At 68.9% G+C, this 21,256-nt stretch carries 17 protein-coding genes and 1 tRNA gene; 6 read left to right on the plus strand and 12 right to left on the minus strand.

Going from position 1 to position 21,256, the window contains the following annotated elements:
- Positions 1-158: 158 nt before the first annotated feature.
- The 8 genes from R6V09_RS11500 to R6V09_RS11535 all read right to left on the minus strand — a co-directional run bounded on the left by R6V09_RS11500 (position 159) and on the right by R6V09_RS11535 (position 7,383).
- On the minus strand, positions 159-548 hold the full coding sequence (locus R6V09_RS11500) for a hypothetical protein (RefSeq protein WP_317881279.1): 390 nt from the start codon (positions 546-548) through the stop codon (positions 159-161).
- Positions 549-590: 42 nt separating this feature from the next.
- The gene (locus R6V09_RS11505) at positions 591-1,298 is read right to left on the minus strand and encodes a DUF4232 domain-containing protein (protein WP_317881280.1); all 708 of its coding nucleotides are present in this window, start codon (positions 1,296-1,298) and stop codon (positions 591-593) included.
- A gap of 239 nt (positions 1,299-1,537) precedes the next feature.
- Positions 1,538-2,428 (minus strand): glycoside hydrolase family 19 protein, encoded by an 891-nt coding sequence (locus R6V09_RS11510; protein ID WP_317881281.1) that lies wholly within the window; start codon positions 2,426-2,428, stop codon positions 1,538-1,540.
- Between the two features lie 228 nt (positions 2,429-2,656).
- On the minus strand, positions 2,657-4,984 hold the full coding sequence (locus tag R6V09_RS11515; RefSeq protein ID WP_317881282.1) for a penicillin acylase family protein: 2,328 nt from the start codon (positions 4,982-4,984) through the stop codon (positions 2,657-2,659).
- A 64-nt stretch (positions 4,985-5,048) separates the two neighbouring features.
- Positions 5,049-5,384: a hypothetical protein gene (locus R6V09_RS11520; protein ID WP_317881283.1), complete on the minus strand. Its 336-nt coding sequence runs from the start codon at positions 5,382-5,384 to the stop codon at positions 5,049-5,051.
- A gap of 94 nt (positions 5,385-5,478) precedes the next feature.
- Positions 5,479-6,498, minus strand: coding sequence for a DNA-directed RNA polymerase subunit alpha (locus R6V09_RS11525; RefSeq protein WP_019073061.1), 1,020 nt, complete (start codon positions 6,496-6,498; stop codon positions 5,479-5,481).
- A 174-nt stretch (positions 6,499-6,672) separates the two neighbouring features.
- Positions 6,673-6,760, minus strand: a tRNA-Leu gene (locus R6V09_RS11530).
- Positions 6,761-6,918: 158 nt separating this feature from the next.
- Positions 6,919-7,383, minus strand: a complete 465-nt coding sequence (locus R6V09_RS11535; protein WP_317881284.1) for a MarR family winged helix-turn-helix transcriptional regulator — start codon at positions 7,381-7,383, stop codon at positions 6,919-6,921.
- Between the two features lie 72 nt (positions 7,384-7,455).
- Between R6V09_RS11535 and R6V09_RS11540 the strand changes: the two genes are divergently transcribed.
- A complete protein-coding gene (locus tag R6V09_RS11540; protein WP_317881285.1) occupies positions 7,456-8,403 on the plus strand; it encodes an LLM class flavin-dependent oxidoreductase in 948 nt (315 codons plus the stop codon).
- 15 nt (positions 8,404-8,418) lie between these two features.
- Here R6V09_RS11540 and R6V09_RS11545 read toward each other — a convergent pair whose 3' ends face one another.
- The 3 genes from R6V09_RS11545 to sucC form a co-directional block, all read right to left on the minus strand.
- The gene (locus R6V09_RS11545; RefSeq protein ID WP_317881286.1) at positions 8,419-9,981 is read right to left on the minus strand and encodes an aldehyde dehydrogenase family protein; all 1,563 of its coding nucleotides are present in this window, start codon (positions 9,979-9,981) and stop codon (positions 8,419-8,421) included.
- A 118-nt stretch (positions 9,982-10,099) separates the two neighbouring features.
- Positions 10,100-11,044 (minus strand): succinate--CoA ligase subunit alpha, encoded by a 945-nt coding sequence (sucD, locus tag R6V09_RS11550; RefSeq protein ID WP_317881287.1) that lies wholly within the window; start codon positions 11,042-11,044, stop codon positions 10,100-10,102.
- A gap of 11 nt (positions 11,045-11,055) precedes the next feature.
- Positions 11,056-12,186 (minus strand): ADP-forming succinate--CoA ligase subunit beta, encoded by a 1,131-nt coding sequence (gene sucC, locus R6V09_RS11555; protein ID WP_317881288.1) that lies wholly within the window; start codon positions 12,184-12,186, stop codon positions 11,056-11,058.
- A gap of 154 nt (positions 12,187-12,340) precedes the next feature.
- Between sucC and R6V09_RS11560 the strand changes: the two genes are divergently transcribed.
- The 5 genes from R6V09_RS11560 to R6V09_RS11580 all read left to right on the plus strand — a co-directional run bounded on the left by R6V09_RS11560 (position 12,341) and on the right by R6V09_RS11580 (position 20,323).
- Complete coding sequence (locus R6V09_RS11560) at positions 12,341-14,023, plus strand: thiamine pyrophosphate-binding protein (protein ID WP_317881289.1); 1,683 nt, start codon at positions 12,341-12,343, stop codon at positions 14,021-14,023.
- Between the two features lie 11 nt (positions 14,024-14,034).
- The gene (frc, locus tag R6V09_RS11565) at positions 14,035-15,267 is read left to right on the plus strand and encodes a formyl-CoA transferase (protein WP_317881290.1); all 1,233 of its coding nucleotides are present in this window, start codon (positions 14,035-14,037) and stop codon (positions 15,265-15,267) included.
- A gap of 4 nt (positions 15,268-15,271) precedes the next feature.
- A complete protein-coding gene (locus R6V09_RS11570) occupies positions 15,272-17,416 on the plus strand; it encodes an acetate--CoA ligase family protein (protein ID WP_317881291.1) in 2,145 nt (714 codons plus the stop codon).
- A gap of 119 nt (positions 17,417-17,535) precedes the next feature.
- Positions 17,536-18,924, plus strand: coding sequence for an OFA family MFS transporter (locus R6V09_RS11575; RefSeq protein ID WP_317881292.1), 1,389 nt, complete (start codon positions 17,536-17,538; stop codon positions 18,922-18,924).
- Between the two features lies 1 nt (position 18,925).
- Positions 18,926-20,323, plus strand: a complete 1,398-nt coding sequence (locus R6V09_RS11580; protein ID WP_317881293.1) for an OFA family MFS transporter — start codon at positions 18,926-18,928, stop codon at positions 20,321-20,323.
- A gap of 106 nt (positions 20,324-20,429) precedes the next feature.
- On the opposite strand, the gene R6V09_RS11585 is transcribed toward R6V09_RS11580, so the two are convergent.
- Positions 20,430-21,107: a GntR family transcriptional regulator gene (locus tag R6V09_RS11585; RefSeq protein ID WP_317881294.1), complete on the minus strand. Its 678-nt coding sequence runs from the start codon at positions 21,105-21,107 to the stop codon at positions 20,430-20,432.
- Between the last annotated feature and the right edge of the window lie 149 nt (positions 21,108-21,256).

A 21,256-nucleotide genomic window follows, 5' to 3' on the forward strand; every position in this document is an offset into this window, starting at 1 on the left:
CCGGCACGGCGAGCGCGAGGGCCGCACCGGCGACGGCGAGCGCCGTGGCTCGGCGGATCGGGCGCCGGTTCCCGGCAAGGGAGCTGTCGAACATGGGGGGATGTCTCCTCGACTGGTTCAGGTGCTTCAGGTGGCTGATACGGCCCGGATCGGCCCGGCTATGCGCAGTCCAAGAGAGGTAAATCCGGCGATCCGGGTTGCGCCGTCGGGTCGGCGGTCGTCTCGCGGAGGAAGGCGAGGAACTCCCCCACCGTGCAGCTCCAGAGCCTGCGTTCCACCAACGCGGTGTGCCGGCGGGCGAGTTCGTGATCGTCGCCGTAGGCGAATCCCGCGACCAGCGGGCCCTGGAACTCGCGGATCTCGATTCCGCTCGGCTGCACCTCGTCCGTCGAGTGCAGGCCGACCGCGATGCCGATGATCTCCCAGGCGAGCAGGCCCGCTCTCTTGAACGCGCCGTCGGACGAGGTGCGCCACACCACCTCGAAGTGCTCGTGCGCGGGCGCCCCGGGATCGGGCCGCCGGTCCACGTTGTTCGATGTACTGGACACACCTACGTCCTCTCTGTGCGGCATGGAACTCGGCGGCACGGACTACCAGTTGATGGCGTCCTGGGGGTCGGTCAGCCAGTAGGTGGTGCGCAGCGAGCTGTCGATGTACACGCCCTTGCCGGGCAGCGGAACCTTGACGCCCGAGCCCACGAAGTCGAGCGCGCGGTTCTGGAAGATCACCGAGAGCGTCTTCGCGGTGTAGCCGCCGGAGCCGCTGCCGTCGGCGGCGGAGAGGTTGACGCCCGCGTAGCCCGACTGTCCGGGGCGGAGCGTGGTGACCGCCTGCGGCTGCGAGTCGTCGACGACCGGGGGTACGGCCTGGGCGTCCTGGAAGTCGAGGGCCGGGTAGCCGTACAGGTAGCAGGTCTTGGAGCCGGTGTTCTTGACGGCCAGCAGCAGGTGGTTCACCGGACGTGTCACGGTCTGCGCGGTGACCTCGGTGTTGGCGACGGTGCAGGTGACGCTGCCCGAGGTGGCGTTGGATCCCTTGGACCCGGTGGACCCCTTCGGCGAAGAAGTGCTGCCGCGGCCGGACTTGGCGACCGTCACGGCCGAGTCCGTGCCGGAGGCCGCGGCCCCGGTGTCCGCCCCAGGCGTCGCGGTGGCGGAGATCCCGCTGTCGGCGGCGGCCGGGTTGGACCGGTCCTCCGCGCCCTGCTCGGTTCCGCAGGCGGTCAGCGCGAGTGAGGCGGCCGCGGCGAAGCCGGCGGTGAGGAGTGCCGTGCGGCGGCGGAAGACGGTGTTGGACATGATCAGGTTCCCCCTGGATGCGGTGCCGGAAGGCGAGCCACCGGATCGTGGTGGGGCTCGCTGTCGAACAACCGCAGCTTGTGCGGCGATCCGTCCCAGCCGCCACAACAGTCGGGGGTTACGGGAAGCTGGAACGCTCACACAGGGGCTGACCTGCGGGGACACCCGGTCCCTGGAACGCGTGGACGGGACGGGGCACCGGCCGGACGCGCGGTCCGGCCGGTGCCCGTGCCGCACGCTCAGCAGTAGAGGTTGGCCCCCGTGCTGGTACCGAGGATCGACGTGAACCGCTGGTAGGCGTCCACGCGGCTCTGCACCTGGGCGGGGTTCTTGCCGTCGCACTCCACCGAGCCGTTGATGCTGCGGATGGTCTGGCCGAAACCGGCGCCGTTGACCATCGCGTTGTGCGGGGTCATGGAGCCGGGGCCGCTCTGGGTGTTCCAGTACCAGAGCGCGGTCTTCCAGGCCACGGCCGAGTCGTTCTGCACCAGCCACGGGTTGCCCAGCAGGTCGATGCCCAACGCGTCCCCGGCGGCCTTGTAGTTGAAGTTCCAGCTGATCTGCAACGGGCCGCGCCCGTAGTAGGCGGACTGACCGGCCGGGCAGCCGTACGGCTCGTTCCAGTTGCAGTACGTCGGGTAGTTGGCGGTGTTCTGCTCGACGATGTACACCAACCCGCCCGTCTCGTGGCTGACGTTGGCGAGGAAGGCGGCGGCCTCCTGCTTCTTCGTGGTGTCGCTGCCGGTGTTGGCGAAGCCCGGGTAGGCGCTGAGGGCGGCGGTGAGACCGCTGTACGTGTAGAACGAGTTCCGGCTCGGGAACATCTGGTTGAACTGCGCCTCGCTGACGACGAAGGTGCCGACCGGCGTGCCGGAACCTCCGTCGCAGGCGTACGGCTCCCAGAACCAGGTGCTGATGACCGGGTCGTAGCCCGGGTTGTCGTGCTCGGCGATGTACGCCTTGCCGTCGGTGTAGCGGACGATCTGGCCGGTGACGTACGACTGGCCGGCCACCCAGTTGGGATAGCTGGAACAGGACGCGGCGGACGCGCCGGCGGCGGGGAGGACCACGGGCGTAAGGCTACCGAGGACGAGTGCGGTCAGTACTGCGGCGATGCGGCGTCTCGACACAGGGTTCAACTCCTCTGTGGAGCACGGCCGTACCCCGCCAAGGGCAGGGCGAAGCGGAGCCTTTGTGCGCACGGGCCGGTCGGACCGGTCACGACGTGGGGGGCGGCCGTGGTGGGGGATGACGCCACCCACTGAACCGCATTGGTATGTACCAGTCAAGGGTATAGACCAGTCAACCCCATGCCCGGGCGGCCGAGTTGCGACCGGCCCGCGCCACGTCGGCGTGCCTCACCTGCGCAGAGTCGTCACCTCCAGCGCCGGGTCACCGGCGATCTGCGCCTGGGTGAACCGCTCGGTGACCCACTGCTTGCGCGCGAAGAGGCGGGTCTGATCCGAGAAATGAGGTGATGCCGGGTTCGCCGACTGGCCGTAGGTGAGGAGAGTGTGGGCACGGGGGCCGTCGGGGGTCAGCTCGACGGTCATCAGGAAGCTGCTGCCGAAAGCACCGGCGGTCGGGGTGCCGGTGCCCGAGTCGGGGCCCGCCTCCACGACGTCGAAACAGCCCACGTCGCAGCCGGGCAGCGGGATGCCGTCCCACTTCTGTACTGCGCCGAGTGCGACGTCGACCGGGAGGTCGCGGGCCGCGAAGTCCTGGACGGCGTCGGCCAGGGCGTGTTGGACGCGTGCGTCGTCACCGTTGATGCCGCGTGGCGTGGTGAGGGGCTGGGCCGGGTCGTAGGGCACACGGCTCCAGGTGGGCGGGCCCTGGTCGACGAGGCGGTTGTAGAAGGTGATCCAGAGCGCGGCGCCCCGGCTGGTGGCGTCCGCGCGGGTGTCCCAGCGGGCGAGGGCCGCGCACGCCTGCGATACGTCGACCTCCTTGCCGTCCGTGGCAGGCAGGCTCGGGTGGGCGCGGCACAGGGCGACCACGTCGTCGCGGCCGGTCTCGGCGGACAGGACGCGGTTGCCGAGCATCGACGCGCGCAGGGTGCTCTCGGTGAAGCCCGGTGCACCCAACCCGTCCGTACCGTCCCGGCGTTGGGCGATCATGTCGAGTCCGAGCCGGGCACGCTGGTCGAGGTGGGGATCGATGTCGTACACGCCCGGGAGGCCGGTGACGGTCTCCTCCGGATTGACGTACTGGGGGCCGTTGTTGGAGTTGGCCACGTAGTCCGTACGGCTCAACTTCGGCTGGCGGGACGGGCCGTAGATGCCGGGCACGAGCGCGTCGGGGTCACTGCCCCAGGCGCAGGCCGACGTCGAACCGTCCAATGCGGTGGGCCCCTCGTCGGCCGCGACGGTGCAGCGCCTCAGCTGCTCGTCGGTGAGGTGCGGGACGGCCGAGGAGTCGGTGAAGTACGTGCCGCCACTCGTGTCGGCCGCGAGGGTGTAGGTCCAGGGGACGCCCTGGGAGGTGTCCTGGGCGGCCCGGAGCTGACCGAGGGTCCGCGCCTTCCCCATGGCCAGCCAGGTGTTCATGGAGCGCAGGTTGTCGGCGTTGGCGTCGCGGATCGCGTAGGCGGTGGTCGTGGTCCAGCCGGACGACAGGACGGGCCCGAAGCGGGAGGTGTACAGGGTCCGTTGGACGGTCGACAGGCCACCGTCCGCGCCTCGTACGGTGACCGGGACCGTGCGGCGTTCCATCGGCACGGCCTTGCCGTCGACCACATAGCTGGTCGGGTCACCGGGCACGAGCTTCAGGGCGTAGAAGGAGGCGTGTTGGGCGTCGCTCGCGGTGTGCGTCCAGGCGAGGCTGCGGTTGTGGCCGATCTCCACCAGCGGGGTGCCGTAGAGGCCGGCGCCGGACACGTCCAGGGTGCCGGGGATCGTCAACTGCACCTGGTAGAAACGGAAGTTGCCGGCCGCCCAGGGCAGGTGCGGGTTGGCGAGCACCATCGCGTTGCCGGTGCGGGTGGCGTCCCGGCCGAGCGCCCAGCCGTTGCTGCCGACGTCGGCGGAGGCGAGGCCGAGACCGACGAGGCCGTTCCGGGAGGCGGTTGTCGTGGCCGTCGCGGCAGGGGGCGCCGAGGAGGCCGAGGTCGTCGGAGGCTGTGCGTCTCCGATGTCCGGGGCCAACGGCACTGTCCCGGTCACCCTGTTGACGTCGTAGACGACATTCCACAGGTCGAGCGCGGTGATCGGCCGCACCCAGGACTTGCCCTTGCAGCGCGGGTCGGGCAGGCGGTCGACTCCGGTGTCCCGGAGATAGCGGTTGTACCCGGCGGCGTACCCCTCGACCATCCGCCGCAGCTCCGTCGTCGGCCCCAACGGCGCCTTCTTGTCGAGCAGTCGGCGCACTGTCCCGGCGCGCACTTGTCCGCCGTAGTAGGTGTCGCTCGCGAGGTTGGCGCCCGTACCGGAGTCTCCGTCGGGCCCGAAGAACCGGGACCGCTCACCCCGCAACGTCACCACCTGGTCGGCGAGTTCGCACACGTTGTCCTGCGCGAACGCGTAGCCGTAGCCGTAGCCGAGCCCGTCGAAGTCCTGGGCCAGGATGTGCGGTACGCCGTACTCGGTCCGGCTGATCCGGACCGTGTGCCTGCCCTCGGCCACCGTCGTGGCGGCGGACGCGGGGGCGGGCAGCAGGGCCATGGTGGCCGAGGTGAGACAGAGCACGGCCCCGAGGACCGCCAACCTGCCTGATAACAAACGTCTGTGACGCTTCGTCAGTTCGCCGGTTTCACTCATGCCCGCCACCTTGCAGGGCGAACCGCGGGACGGCATCCCACCCCCGGCGGATATGCCGGACGGCTTGTCGGTCCGGGGAAGTACTCCTTGAGGCTCTGCCGGGCAGGGCGCGCAGCAGGTCGGTCGGCAGCGTGCCGAAGTGGGCGCCGTCCAGGGACTGCGCGATCCGTTCGGCCACGGCGGCGTCGGCCGGTGCGGCCCGCCATTCGTGGGCGTCCATCGCGTTCTGGGCGTGCTGCGCGATCCGTGCCACCGCGCGGGCGGACGGCCGTGGCCGCAGGGCTGGGGAGCGGGCCGTCCACTCCCCCGTGTACTGAACCGCCCCCACCAGCACGGCTCCGTGCGCCAAGGCCCGGCACACCACGGCGCCCCGGTCAGGCTGTTGCCTGACCGGGGCGCCGGGATCGATCGCTGACCGCGTTCTAGTACTGCTCGGTCTCGACGAACCGGGTGTCCGCGTCGTTGGTCGCGAAGGTGTCGACCGCGGCGGTCGGGTCGAATCCGGGCGGGCTGTCCTTCAGGCCCAGACCCAGACCGGCCAGCTTCGCCTTGACCTCGTCGATGGACTTCGCACCGAAGTTGCGGATGTCCATCAGGTCGGCCTCGGAACGAGCCAGCAGCTCACCCACGGAGTGGACGCCCTCGCGCTTGAGGCAGTTGTACGACCGAACGGTGAGCTCCAGCTCCTCGATCGGCAGCGCCAGGTCGGCGGCAAGGGCGGCGTCCGTGGGGGACGGGCCCATGTCGATGCCCTCGGCGTCGATGTTCAGCTCGCGGGCGAGACCGAACAGCTCCACCAGGGTCTTGCCGGCCGACGCCATGGCGTCACGAGGACGCATCGCCTGCTTGGTCTCGACATCGACGATCAGCTTGTCGAAGTCGGTGCGCTGCTCGACACGCGTGGCCTCGACCTTGTACGTGACCTTCAGCACCGGGCTGTAGATGGAGTCGACCGGGATACGGCCGATCTCCTGGCCCACCTGCTTGTTCTGCACGGCGGAGACGTAGCCGCGACCGCGCTCGACGGTCAGCTCCATCTCCAGCTTGCCCTTGCCGTTGAGCGTGGCGAGGACGAGGTCGGGGTTGTGGACCTCGACACCGGCCGGGGGCGCGATGTCGGCGGCGGTGACCAGACCCGGGCCCTGCTTGCGCAGGTACATCACCACGGGCTCGTCCTGCTCGCTGCTGACGACGAGCTGCTTGATGTTGAGGATCAGGTCGGTGACGTCCTCCTTGACACCCGGCACGGTGGTGAACTCGTGCAGGACGCCGTCGATCCTGATGCTGGTGACAGCGGCACCGGGGATCGAGGAGAGGAGCGTACGACGAAGGGAGTTGCCGAGGGTGTAGCCGAAGCCCGGCTCCAGCGGCTCGATCACGAACCGGGAACGGAACTCGTCGACGACCTCTTCGGTCAGGGACGGACGCTGAGCAATGAGCACGGGGTGTTGCCTCCATTTTCGGCGCCCACTATTTGACGCCGTAGACCTCAAGAAGGATACGTCGACATTGCTTCAAACCTCGCCGGGCGGGCCGGAGAGGTGTGATCTCATCGGGCCGCCGCTCGCGCGACGGCCCGGACAAGCAGAAAACCCCACAGGAAGTGGGGTCTCAGCTGGTGTCCGAGGGGGGACTTGAACCCCCACGCCCGATAAAGGGCACTAGCACCTCAAGCTAGCGCGTCTGCCATTCCGCCACCCGGACCAGGTGTCTGCCGCCTGACCGGGGGTGTTCCCCCGCGGCGACATGGACAACAATACCAAGCTTTCGGAGTGCCTTTCACCTGCATATCCGCCCCCGCGGAGCCGGCCCCGGGAGGCCTGCCACCTGCAGGTACTCCACCACCGCGGGTGAACGAACCGCTACGGACACGCGCCGGATTCCGGCACTCGCTCAGCAAGCACCAGGGTCTGCAGCGCCCGCACGAGCGAGGCCGCTCCCGCCTCGTCCAGCGGAGCGAGAAAACGGCGTTCCGCCGCTCGCCGGGCCTTCTCCGCCCGGCGCAGGCAGTCCTGGCCCTCGGGCGTCAGTTCGACGATGTTCTTGCGGCGGTCCTGCGGGCTGCGCCGCCGCACCACGAGGCCGTGGTCCTCCAGGCCGTCGATCAGCGACACCATCGTGGTGCGGTCGACGCCGAGCCGTCCGGCGGCCTCGACCTGTGACAACGGCTCCCCCGCGGCGAGCACCACCAGTACGGCCAGCTCATGACCGTCGACACCGTGCGGGGCCAGCGCCTCGGCCGACGCCCTGGCCAGTTTCGCCTGCGCGTGCTTGAGGAGGTAGCCGAGCCGGGACTCCAGGGGGCTGGGGAACTGATCGTTGGCCATTCCCCGACTGTATCCCGACTGAATCCTCATTCTGATCGTCAGCCCTGCTGATGATTGAGTAGGCTGATGGCCATGGCAGACGAAACCACTGTGCGCTTCGGGATCAAGACCACACCCATGCATGTGTCGTACGAGGACATCCGCCGGGTCTGGCTGGAGGCGGACGCCGTCCCGGAGATCGCGGACGCCTGGCTGTGGGACCACCTGCTGCCGGTCGCCGGGCCCAAGGACGGGCAGATACACGAAGGGTGGACGCTGCTCAGCGCACTCGCCGCCCAGACGGAGCGGCTGCGGCTCGGCCTCCTCGTCACCAGCAACCGCGTCCGGCCACCGGCCGTCCTCGGCAAGATGGCGTCCACCGTGGACGTGATCTCGGGCGGGCGTCTCGTGCTCGGGCTGGGAGTCGGCGGGACGCGTCAGCCGCCCGGCGCCGGGGGAATCCCGGGCGCCAATCCGGCGATCGCCGAGTACGCCGCCTACGGCCTCTCGCTCGTCCCGCCGGGCGAGGGCATCGAGCGGCTCGCGGAGACCGTCGCGATCCTGAAGGGGATGTGGACCCGGGACGTCTTCGACTTCGAGGGCCGCCACTATCGGCTCCGGGGTACGCGGTGCGAGCCCAAGCCCGTGCAACGGCCCGGTCCCCCGCTGCTGATCGGCGGCTGGGGCACCCGGCTGCTACGGCTGGTCGCCGAGCACGCCGACATCTGGAACGTTCCAGGGCCGCCGCACAACACCGTCGAGTACGTCGCCGAACGCGCCCGCGTCCTCGACGCGCACTGCGCCGGGCTGGGCCGTGACCCGGCGGAGATCACGCGTTCGGTGCAGGTCCTGGTGTCGTACGACGAGCCGGCCACGACCCGGGAGAGCGTCGGCCGGCTCGTCGACGCCGGGATGAACCACATCGTGCTGAGCCTGCCGCGCCCGTATCCGCGGGACGTGGCCCGCTGGCTGGCCGACGAGATCATCGCCGGGCGGCACTCGACGGACGTGAGCGCCGCCCGGCCGCCGATCACGGCATGAACCTGCACCGACCGGTCACGGCATGAGCTGGTACTCCGGGAAGTTGCCCGGCAGCCGTTCCCCCGCCGGTCCGTGTGTCACCGCACGGATGAGGAGTTCGCCGCCGACGAAGGCGCCGCGCCAGGAGGCTCCGAATCCGCCGAACAACTCGTCGCGATCGCCGCGGGAACGCGGCTTGCCGTGTCCGACCTTGAACGCCCGGATCTGCGGGGCCAGTCGGTCGTAGGTCGCCCGGTCGTCGGTGGACAGGGTGGCGACCAGCGCGCCGTTGGACGCGTTCATCGCGGCCAGCAGCTCCGCCTCCGTGTCGACCAGGACGATGGTGTCGACCGGTCCGAACGGCTCCGCGTGGTGCAGCGGGGACGACGGGGGCGGGTTGAGAAGCGTGACGGGGCGGACGTACGCCGAAGTGTCCTGCCCCGGAAGGAAGTTGGCCTCGGACAGCTTGCCGCGGTGCAGCGGTACGGCGCCGCGGTCGATCGCCTCGGCCACCTGGTCGTGGAGTTCCTTGGCCTTGGCTGCGTTGATCACCGGGCCGAAGTCCAGCTCGGGGTAGGGGTCTTCCGCGTGCTGGACGGCGAGAGGGTGGCCGACGCGCAGAGTTCGGACGGCGGGGAGGTAGGCGGTGAGGAACTCGTCGAACAGCTCGCGCTGGACGACGAAGCGCGGATACGCGGTGCAGCGCTGCTTGCCGTAGTCGAAGAGCTTGGGGATGACGGCGGTGAGCGTGTCCCAGTCCGTGTGGTTCCAGATGCCCCAGGTGTTGAGTCCCTCCTGCTCCAGTACGTGCCGTTTGCCGAGGTCGGCGACGGCCGTGGCCACCGCCGCTCCGGTGTCGCGCCCGCCGACGAAGGAGACGCAGCCGATCTCGGGCGCCCGGACCAGCGCCTGAGACAGTTCGCGTCCGCTGCCGCTGACGAGGGTGACGGGGATGCCCTCACGTGCGGCGAGCGCGCAGGCCAGGGTGAGGCAGGCGACGCCGCCGTCGGTCGGGGTCTTGGCGATGACCGCGTTGCCCGCCAGCGCCTGGACCAGCACGGCGTGGACGAGCACGCTCATGGGGTAGTTCCAGCTCGCGATGTTCGACACCGGGCCGTCCAGCGGGGTGCGGCCGGCGAGCATCGGTTCGATGCCGTCGACATACCAGCGCACACCGTCGATGGACCGGTCCACGTCCGCCTGCGCGAGTCGCCAGGGCTTGCCGATCTCCCAGACCAGCAGCAGCGCGAGGAGTTCGCGGTGCTCGGTGAGCGCATCGAGCGTGGCGGCGACGCGGGCCCGCCGTTCGTCGAGCGGGACGTGCCGCCAGGCCCGGTGCTGGTCGAGGGAGGCGCGAACGGCCTGGTGGGCGGTGGACCGGTCCAGACGGGGCGGGCCCGCGATGGGGCTGCCGTCGACGGGGGTGGTGGCGGGCAGGGCCCGGCCGTCCCGCTGCCAGGCGGCGTTCCAGAGGTTGAGGACACGGTCGTCCTGGAAGGCCTCGGGCGCGACGGCGAGACAACGCCGCCATGCGTCGCTCCAGGACGTGCCCGCCTTGAGGGTCGGGGGGCGATGAAGGGGGGTGAGGGTTGATGCCATGCTTCTGCTCCGCTCTCGGTGCACAGTCGGGGCGGGGTGAGGCAGGAACGGTCCTACGCGCGAACCGTCGTACAGGTGAAGCTAGTTGTGCCCGAAGGAGCCCGACAGTCACGCCACATCAACTATGAGTGACGTCACGTGCCGCTTCCCGCGCTGCCTCCAGGCGGTCCAGCACCAGCCGGGCGGTCTCCGTCGGCGTACGCCCGACCCTGACTCCTACGGCCTCCAGCGCCTGCTTCTTCGCCGCCGCCGTGCCGGAGGAGCCGGACACGATGGCACCGGCGTGGCCCATCGTCCTGCCCTCGGGTGCCGTGAAGCCGGCGATGTAGCCGACGACCGGCTTGGTGACATGGTCGCGGACGTACGCAGCCGCTCGCTCCTCCGCATCGCCGCCGATCTCCCCGATGAGCACGACGAGTTCGGTGTCGGGGTCGTCCTGGAACGCGGCGAGGCAGTCGATGTGGCTCGTGCCGACGACGGGGTCTCCGCCGATGCCGACGCAGGTCGAGAAGCCGATGTCCCGTAGTTCGTACATGAGTTGGTAGGTGAGCGTGCCGGACTTGGACACCAGGCCGATGCGGCCCGGCTTGGTGATGTCGGCGGGGATGATGCCAGCGTTGGCCTGGCCGGGGGTGATCAGGCCTGGGCAGTTGGGGCCGATGATCCGGGTGCCCTTCGACCTGGCGTATGCCGTGAAGACGACCGAGTCGTGGACGGGGATGCCCTCGGTGATGACGACGGCGAGGCCGATGCCCGCGTCGGCGGCCTCGGTCACGGCAGCTTTGGCGAAGGCGGGCGGCACGAACACGACGGTGACATCAGCTCCCGTCGACCGCATACCGTCGGCGACCGACCCGTACACGGGGACGGCCATGGGGGCACCTCCCAGGCCGTTCAGGCACTGGGGGACGTCGAAGTCGACGGTGCGGCCGGCCTTGCGCGGGTTGACTCCGCCGACGATGTTCGTGCCGGCCGCGAGCATCCGGCGGGTGTGTTTCATGCCCTCGCCGCCGGTCATGCCCTGGACGAGGACCTTGCTCTCCTTGGTGAGGTAGATCGCCATGTCCCGGCTCCTTAACGTGCGTTGGCGAGGTCGGCGGCGCGGCGGGCGGCGCCGTCCATGGTGGTGGCCTGCTGGACCAGTGGATGCGCGTGCCCGTCGAGAATCGCCCGGCCCCGGGCCGCGTTGTTTCCGTCGAGCCGGACGACCAGCGGCTTGGTCAACCGGACTGTTTCCAGGGCCCGTACGATGCCGTCGGCCACCGCGTCGCATGCGGTGATGCCGCCGAAGACGTTGACGAAGACCGACTTCACGGCCGGGTCGGAGAGGATGACGGACAGTCCGTCGGCCATGATCTGGGCGGATGCTCCGCCGCCGATGTCCAGGAAGTTGGCGGGGCGGGCGCCGCAGCCGGCGACCACGTCGAGGGTCGACATGACCAGGCCCGCGCCGTTGCCGATGATGCCGACCTCGCCGTCGAGCTTGACGTAGTTGAGTCCCTTCGCGGCTGCCGCGGCCTCCAGCGGGTCGTCGTGCACCGCGCCCTCGGCACCCCAACGGGCCTGCCGGAAGCGGGCGTTGTCGTCGAGAGTGACCTTGCCGTCGAGGGCGAGGATCTGCCCCTGCCGGGTGCGCACGAGCGGGTTGACCTCGACGAGGACGGCGTCCTCGCGGACCAGCACCTCCCACAGTCGCACGAGGACGTCGACGGTCTGCGGCGGCAGCCCGGCCGCCTCGGCGATCTCGCCCGCCTTGGCCGAGGTGACGCCCTCGGTGGGGTCGATGTGTATACGGGCGACCGCGTCCGGTCGACCGGCGGCCACCTCCTCGATCTCCATACCGCCTTCCGCGGACGCGATCGCGAGGAATCGGCCCGCCGCCCGGTCGAGGACGTAGGAGACGTAGAACTCGCTCTCGATGTCGACGGGTTGGGCCAGCATCACCGTGCCGACCGTGTGGCCCTTGATGTCCATGCCGAGGATCTGGCGCGCGGTCAGCTCCGCCGCGGCCGGGTCGGCGGCGAACTTCACCCCGCCCGCCTTGCCTCGCCCACCGGTCTTCACCTGGGCTTTCACCACGACCCGGCCGCCCAGCCGACGGGCGATCCCGCGTGCCTCCTTGGACGAGGCGGTGACCTCGGCCCGGGGCACCAAGATGCCGTGTTCCTCGAAGAGTTCCCTTGCCTGGTGCTCGTACAGGTCCATCTCGGCTCCCTCTCGGCTCCCACTTAAAAGTGCCGCACGCCCCCTGGACACCACCCACCGGATGCGGGATAACAAGTTTCATACAGTATTCGTCGACTGTATGCAATGTACCGCGAGAGCCTTCCAACCCCCTACGAAGGGACAGGACTTCGCCATGCCCGACGACACCCAGGACGTGATTTCCGGTGGTCATCTCGTCGCCAAAGCCCTGAAAGCCGAGGGGGTCGACCGCATCTACACGCTGTGCGGCGGCCACATCATCGACATCTACGACGGCTGCGTCGACGAGGGCATAGAAGTCGTCGACGTACGCCACGAACAGGTGGCAGCCCACGCGGCGGACGGTTACGCACGGATCACCGGCAGGCCCGGGTGCGCGGTCGTCACCGCCGGTCCCGGTACGACCGATGCCGTCACCGGTGTCGCCAACGCCTTCCGCGCGGAATCCCCGATGCTGCTGATCGGCGGCCAGGGGGCCCTCACCCAGCACAAGATGGGGTCTCTGCAGGACCTGCCGCACGTCGACATGATGACGCCGATCACCAAGTTCGCGGCGACCGTGCCGGACACGGCACGCGCCGCCGACATGGTGTCGATGGCGTTCCGCGAGTGCTACCACGGCGCACCCGGCCCCTCCTTCCTGGAGATCCCGCGCGACGTCCTCGACGCCAAGGTGCCGGTGGGCAAGGCGCGGGTGCCGAAGCCCGGCGCCTACCGTGCCTCGACCCGCTCGGCCGGCGACCCCGAGGCAATCGAGAAGCTCGCCGATCTGCTGGTCCACGCCGAGAAGCCGGCGATCCTGTTGGGCAGTCAGGTGTGGACAACTCGCGGCACCGAGGCGGCCATCGACCTCGTCCGCACTCTCAACATCCCCGCGTACATGAACGGCGCGGGGCGCGGCACCCTCCCGCCCGGCGACCCGCACCACTTCCAACTGTCGCGCCGCTACGCCTTCTCCAACGCCGACGTCATCGTCATCGTCGGCACGCCCTTCGACTTCCGCATGGGCTACGGCAAGCGGCTCTCCCCCGACGCGACCGTCGTGCAGATCGACCTCGACTACCGCACTGTCGGCAAGAACCGCGACATCGACCTCGGCATCGTCGGCGACGCGGGGCTCGTGCTGAAGTCGGTCGTGGAAGCCGCCTCGGGACGTCTCAACGGCGGTGCGTCCCGGCGCAAGGAGTGGCTCGACGAGCTGCGCGCCGCCGAACAGACCGCGATCGAGAAGCGGTTGCCGAGCCTGAAGTCGGACGCCTCACCGATCCACCCGTACCGACTGGTCAGCGAGATCAACGACTTCCTCACCGAGGACTCCATCTACATCGGCGACGGCGGTGACATCGTCACCTTCTCCGGGCAGGTCGTGCAGCCCAAGTCGCCCGGCCATTGGATGGATCCGGGACCACTCGGCACCCTCGGCGTCGGCATCCCCTTCGTCCTCGCGGCCAAGCAGGCGCGGCCCGACAAGGAGGTCGTCGCGCTGTTCGGAGACGGCGCGTTCTCCCTCACCGGCTGGGACTTCGAGACGCTCGTCCGCTATGACCTCCCCTTCGTCGGCATCGTCGGCAACAACTCCTCGATGAACCAGATCCGTTACGGCCAGGCCGCCAAGTACGGCCTGGAGCGCGAGCGGGTCGGCAACACCCTCGGCGACGTCCACTACGACAAGTTCGCCCAGATGCTGGGCGGTTACGGCGAGGAGGTCCGGGACCCCGCCGACATCGGCCACGCGCTGCAACGCGCCCGTGAGTCGGGCAAGCCGTCGCTGATCAACGTCTGGGTCGACCCGGACGCGTACGCCCCCGGAACCATGAACCAGACGATGTACAAGTGAGGTGAACGGCCATGACCGCCAGGGCACTTGAGGGCATCCGCGTCCTCGACATGACGCACGTCCAGTCCGGCCCCTCCGCGACCCAACTGCTCGCCTGGCTCGGCGCCGACGTCGTCAAGCTGGAGGCGCCGACCGGTGACATCACGCGCAAGCAGCTGCGCGACCTCCCGGACGTCGACTCGCTCTACTTCACGATGCTCAACTGCAACAAGCGGAGCATCACCCTCAATACGAAGACCGAGCGCGGCAAGGAGATCCTCACCGAGCTGATCCGGCGCTCCGACGTCATGGTCGAGAACTTCGGGCCGGGCGCGGTCGACCGTATGGGGTTCACCTGGGATCGCATACAGGAGATCAATCCCCGCATCGTGTATGCGTCCATCAAGGGCTTCGGGGACGGCCCGTACACCAACTTCAAGGCCTACGAGGTCGTCGCACAGGCGATGGGCGGCTCGATGTCGACCACCGGCTTCGAGGACGGGCCGCCGCTGGCCACGGGCGCTCAGATCGGTGACTCCGGCACAGGAGTGCATACAGTAGCCGGGATACTGGCGGCACTCTTCCAGCGGGAGAGCACCGGCCGCGGTCAGCGGGTCAACGTCGCCATGCAGCACGCCGTGCTGAACCTGTGCCGGGTGAAGCTGCGCGACCAGCAACGCCTGGCGCACGGGCCGCTCGCCGAGTACCCGAACGACGACTTCGGCGACGAGGTGCCGCGCTCGGGCAACGCGTCCGGCGGCGGCCAGCCCGGCTGGGCGGTCAAGTGCGCGCCGGGCGGCCCGAACGACTACGTGTACGTCATCGTGCAGCCGGTCGGCTGGCGGCCGCTCACCGAGCTGATCGGCCGGCCCGAACTGGCCGAGGACCCGGAGTGGGCGACGCCCGAGGCCCGGTTGCCGCAGCTCTCCAAGATGTTCCAGCTGATCGAGGAGTGGTCGTCCACGCTGCCCAAGTGGGAGGTGCTGGAGCGGCTCAACGCCCACAACATCCCGTGCGGGCCGATCCTGTCGACCAGGGAGATCATCGAGGACGAGTCGCTGGTCGCCAACGAGATGGTCGTGACGGTGCCGCACCCCGAGCGCGGCGAGTTCGTCACGGTCGGCAGCCCGCTCAAGCTCTCGGACTCCCCCGTGGACGTGACCAGTTCGCCGCTGCTGGGTGAGCACAACGAAGAGGTCTACATCGGCGAACTCGGTCTCGGCGACGAAGAGTTGCGCCTCCTCAAGTCGAACGGGGTGATCTGACGTGATGGCAGAGGACCGGGTCCTGAGGGTGCGCGCTCTCCTCGACTCCGTGCGGGCCGAGGGACGGTTCGCGCTGACCGCACCCGAGGGCAAGGTGATCGCCGACGCGTACGGGATCGCCGTACCGGGTGAGGAGTTGGCGACGGACGTCGACGAGGCCGTGGCGTACGCGGCGCGGTTCGGCGGGCCGGTGGTGATGAAGATCGTCTCGCCCGACATCCTGCACAAGACCGACGCCGGCGGAGTGATCGTCGGGGTGGAAAGTGCGGCGGACGTACGGGCCGCGTTCCACAAGATCGTCGACAACGCGCGTGCATACGACGCCGACGCTCGCATCGAGGGCGTCCAGGTGCAGGAGTTGCTGCCGCAGGGCCAGGAGGTGATCGTCGGCGCGGTGACCGACCCGACGTTCGGGAAGGTGGTCGCGTTCGGGCTCGGCGGAGTACTGGTCGAGGTGTTGAAGGACGTGACGTTCCGGCTCGCGCCCGTGAGCCCGGACGAGGCGCTGTCGATGCTGGACTCGATCCGGGCGGCGGAGATCCTGCGCGGGGTGCGCGGCGCGCCGGCCGTCGACCGGTGGGCGATCGCGGAGCAGATCCGCCGGGTGTCCCAACTGGTCGCGGACTTCCCGGAGATCGCCGAGGTGGATCTCAACCCGGTGATCGCGACTCCGGAGGGCGCGGTCGCGGCGGACATCCGCGTCATCCTCGCCGAGTCGCAGCCGGTACCCCGTCGACGGTATACACGCGACGAAATCCTGACGACCATGCGCCGGTTGATGGAGCCGACCTCGGTCGCCGTGATCGGTGCCTCGAACGAGCAGGGCAAGATCGGCAACTCGGTGATGCGCAACCTCGTCGACGGCGGTTTCGCCGGGGAGATCCATCCGGTGAACCCCAAGGCCGATGACATTCTGGGCCGCAAGGCGTACAAGAGTGTCACGGACGTTCCCGGTGAGGTGGATGTGGCCGTCTTCGCCATTCCCGCCAAGTTCGTGGCAGCGGCACTGGAGGAGGTGGGTCGCAAGAACATCCCCAACGCCGTCCTCATCCCCTCCGGTTTCGCGGAGACCGGTGAGGTCCAACTCCAGGAAGAGATAGTCGAGATCGCCGAGCGTTACGGCGTCCGCCTCCTCGGGCCGAACATCTACGGCTACTACTCGACCTGGCACGACCTGTGCGCCACGTTCTGCACGCCGTACGACGTGAAGGGCGGGGTGGCGCTGACCTCGCAGTCCGGTGGGATCGGGATGGCGATCCTGGGGTTCGCGCGGACCACGAAGACGGGTGTGTCGGCGATCGTCGGGCTCGGCAACAAGTCGGACCTGGATGAGGACGACCTGCTGACCTGGTTCGGTGAGGACTCGCACACCGAGTGCATCGCGATGCACCTGGAGGACCTCAAGGACGGCCGCGCGTTCGTCGAGGCGGCCCGAAAGACCGTTCCCCGTAAGCCAGTTGTTGTCCTGAAGGCGGGTCGTACAGCGGCGGGGGCGAAGGCCGCCGGCTCACACACGGGCGCGCTGGCCGGCGACGACGCCGTGTACAGCGACATCCTGAAGCAGGCCGGAGTCATCCGCGCCCCCGGGCTCAACGACATGCTGGAGTACGCGCGCGGACTGCCCGTGCTGCCAACTCCCAAGGGCGACAACGTCGTTATCATCACGGGCGCCGGCGGCAGTGGCGTGCTCCTCTCGGACGCGGTGACCGACAACGGCCTTTCCCTGATGGAGATTCCGCCGGATCTGGACGCGTCCTTCCGGAAGTTCATCCCGCCCTTCGGGGCCGCGGGCAACCCGGTCGACATCACCGGGGGCGAGCCGCCGTCGACGTACGAGGCGACGATCCGGCTCGGTCTGGAGGATCCGCGCATCCACGCGCTGGTCCTCGGCTACTGGCACACCATCGTCACTCCCCCGATGGTCTTCGCGGAACTCACCGCGCGCGTGATCGCCGAGTTCAGGGAGCGCGGCATCGAGAAGCCGGTGGTGGCATCGCTCGCGGGTGACGTCGAGGTCGAGGAGGCCTGCCAGTACCTGTACGAGCGCGGGGTGGTGGCGTACCCGTACACGACGGAGAAGCCGGTGGCCGTCCTCGGCGCGAAGTACCAATGGGCGCGCGCGGCAGGCCTGTTGGGCGGTGGTTCATGACGTAGGTGATCACGGGGTCGGCCGACAGTGCGGTCGGCCGGCCCCGGGGACCCGTGCGCACGCGAAAGGCATTGGACAGGGGGCGCTGGCCAGACTTTCGACGCAAGGGGCACTGAGCGATGGCAACAACGGACTACCCGACGTCCGTCTCCCACAGGGAGGTGACGGACCGTCACGGCCGTGTGTACCGCATCGGTGAATCCGATGTCGACATCATGGGCCGGGCGCGCAAGTGGATGGTCGTCCTGCCCTGGGTGGGCATGATGGGCATCAGTTCCGCCGAGTACGCGTTCACGTCGGCGGAGGACACGCTCCATGACGCGCATCTGTGGAGCAGTGGGCACATCTTCTGGCTGATGGGCGTCTGGGTGTTCTTCCAGGCGGCCGTGGCCTTTCCCGCCGGGCAGTTGCGCGAGAGTGGCAGACTCCCGGCCCGTACGGCCATGTTGATCGGCGCGCTCGGCACGCTGCTGGGCTATGTGGCGCTGGCGTTCGCACCGAACGTGCTCGTCGCCTACTTCGGCTTCGGTATGTGCAGCGGCATCGGCGCCGGTCTTGTGTATGCGACCTGCGTGAACATGGTCGGCAAGTGGTATCCGGAGCGCAAGGGCGGCAAGACGGGCTTCGTGAACGGCGGATTCGCCTACGGGTCGGTGCCGTTCGTGTTCCTGTTCACCTCCGTGCTCGACCTCGGCAACTACAAGGTGCTGCTCAGTCTGGTCGGCGTCGGACTGTGTCTGGTGGTGGCGTCGGCGGGCTGGTTCTTCCGTGATCCGCCGAAGAACTGGTGGCCCGCGCACGTCGATCCGCTGAAGGCGGCCCAAGACCCCAGGATCCGGCGGGCGTTGGAGAAGAACCCGCCGGCGGTCAAGCAGTACACCCCCAAGGAGGCCGCCCGTACTCCCGTGCTCTGGATGATGTGGTTCTGTCTGCTGTGCACGGCCGGCATCAACATCTTCGGCATCGCCTTCCAGGTGCCGTTCGGCAAGGACATGGGCTTCGCGGGCGGGATCGTGGCCACGGCGATGTCCCTGAAGGCGATCGTCAACGGCACCGGGCGCGGTGTCATCGGCTGGATCTCCGACCGTTTCGGCCGCCGCCACACGCTGATCATCGTGTGTCTCGTGCTGGGTACGGCGCAGTTCGGTGTGCTGGTCTCGGGCCAGATGGGCAGTATGCCGTTCTTCCTGTTCTGCTCCATGGTCTCGGGTTTCGGCGGCGGGGCGATCTTCCCGCTGTTCGCGGCCATGACGGCGGACTACTTCGGTGAGAACAACAACGCCAGCAACTACGGGCTGGTCTACAGCTCGAAGCTGATCTCGGGGCTCGTCGGCTCCGGTCTGGGCGCGGTCGTCGTCGGTGAGTGGGACTACCACGGCGCGTTCGTCCTGGCCGGTTCCGTGGGTCTGGCCTCCGCGGTGCTGGCGCTCTTCCTCAAGGCTCCGGGCAGGCCCAACTCCCGGCGCATCGTGCCCAATCCGCACCCGCTCGGCGAGGAGATGGCGTGACATGACCGCAGATCCCATCACCACGAACGAATCCGGCGCCGCGAACCGTCCCTACCGTGAAGTGACCGACGCCAACGGCCGCGTCTACCGTGTCGGCGAGACCGACCGCGACATTCTCGGCCACTCACGCAAGATCATGATCTACCTCCCGTGGATCGCCATGATGGCGATCAGCGTCTTCGAGTACGCGTACGGCTCCGCGGAGGACACCCTGTCCAGCGCGCACGGCTGGACGCAGAGCAACACCTTCTGGATCCTGAGCATTTGGGTCTTCTTCCAGGCCGGCATCGCCTTCCCGGCGGGCTGGATGCGGGAGAAGGGCATCCTCACGGCCCGCAGGGCGATGTACTTCGGCTCCGTCATGTGCGTCATCGGCTTCCTCGCGCTGTCGCACCTGGACAACGTGTGGCTGGCGATCATCGGCTTCGGCGTCGTCGGCGGCATCGGTGCCGGCCTGGTCTACGCGACCTGCATAAACATGGTCGGCAAGTGGTTCCCCGAACGGCGGGGCGCCCGCACCGGGTTCGTCAACGGCGGCTTCGCCTACGGCTCGCTGCCGTTCATCTTCATCTTCAACTACGCCTTCGACACCGGGAATTACCACCGGGTCCTGGATCTGATCGGCTGTTACATCCTGATCGTGGTGTTCGGGTGCGCGTTCTTCTTCAAGGATCCGCCGAAGAACTGGTGGCCCGCCGACATCGACCCGCTGACCTACGGCGGCAGCGGCAAGAGCGCGACGAACCTCGCCAAGAACCCCCCTGCGGTAAGGCAGTTCACGCCCAAGGAGGCCATCCGCACCGGCATGCTGCCGCTGATGTGGCTGTCCATCGTGCTGACCGCCGGGGTGTCGATCTTCGGGATCTCCTTCCAGGTCGACTTCGCCAAGGACGTGGGCTTCGGCCCGCTGGTGGCGGCCTCCTCGATGGGCGTCATGGCGGTCATCAACGGCATCGGCCGCGCGGTCGTCGGCTGGCTGTCCGACCTGTGGGGCCGCAAACTCACCCTGGTCTTCGTCATCCTCGTCCTGGGTCTCGCCCAGTTCGGCGTGATCTGGGCCGGTCATCTGCGCAGCGAGTGGCTGTTCCTGTTCTTCGCGTTCCTCTCCGGTTTCGGCGGCGGCGCGTTCTACCCGATGTTCGCCGCTCTGACCCCGGACTACTTCGGCGAGAACTTCAACGCCACCAACTACGGCCTGGTGTACAGCGGCAAGCTCGTCAGCGGCCTGTTCGGCGGCGGCCTCGGCTCGATGGTGGTGGCGGCCTGGGGCTACAACGGCGCGTACGCGCTGGCCGGCGGTGTCTCGATGGTGGCGGCGGCGATCGCGCTGCTGCTGCGCCAACCGGGGCGCGGGGACCGGGAGTCGGCGCCGGTTCCCCAACCACAGCCCGCGACCTGACAGTTCGTACGACACCATCGCGGACCTGGACCTGTCCGATGGCCCTCCCCGGGACGGGAGGGCCATCGCCTTCGTGCCTGTCGGTGCGTCAGGAGCCTTGTGGGGCTCAGGACTTCTCGCGCTCGTGGTACGACCGCCGGGTGTGCTCGGTGTGTTCACGCATCAGCAGGCCGGCGCGCAGTTCGTCGCGGGCCGCGATCGCGTCGATCAGGTGACGGTGCTCGATCCAGGACGTCAGGCCGCGCTGACGGGCCACCGGTGTGTAGTACCAGCGGACCCGGCGGTCGACCTGTGCGGCGAGTTCGGCGAGGACGGCGTTACCGGCCAGCTCCATGATCTTCGCGTGGAAGCGGGCGTTCATGGCGACGGCGGCGTCCACGTCGTCGGCGTCGACGGCACGCTCGCCCTCCGCGCACAGCTCTTCCAGGACGGCGATGCCCGCCTTGCCCGCGTTGACGGCGGCGAGCCGGGCGGCCTCGGCCTCCAACAGCGTGCGTACGGTGAGGAGTTGGTCGGCCTCCTCCTCCGTCGGCTCGTGCACGAACGCGCCCTGGGCGGGCCGTAGATCGACCCAGCCCTCGGTGTTGAGCCGCTGCAGGGCCTCCCGCACGGGTTGCCGGGACACTCCGAGGTGCCCGGCGAGTTCGCTCTCTACGAGATGCTGGCCGGGCTGCAGGGCGCGCGTGGTGATGAGTTCGAGCAGCGCCTCGTAGACGCGGTCGCGCAGCGGGCCCGGGCGTTCGAGCTTGGGCACCGCCCCCTGCGGCAGTCCTTGCGACAACATCGCGGTCCCCCTCCTGGGCAACATCGGCATTTTGCAGACAGTAGCCAGCAGACAGTGGCCGTACGGCCAAGTATCGATTGTCTATCGTCTACAGTCTACGGCGCACAGTGGCCAGGGGGTACGGGAGTAGACCTCGTCACATCCGGAGT

The sequence above is a fragment of the Streptomyces sp. W16 genome (genome assembly GCF_033194735.1).
In the GTDB taxonomy this organism is placed as follows: Bacteria; Actinomycetota; Actinomycetes; order Streptomycetales; family Streptomycetaceae; genus Streptomyces.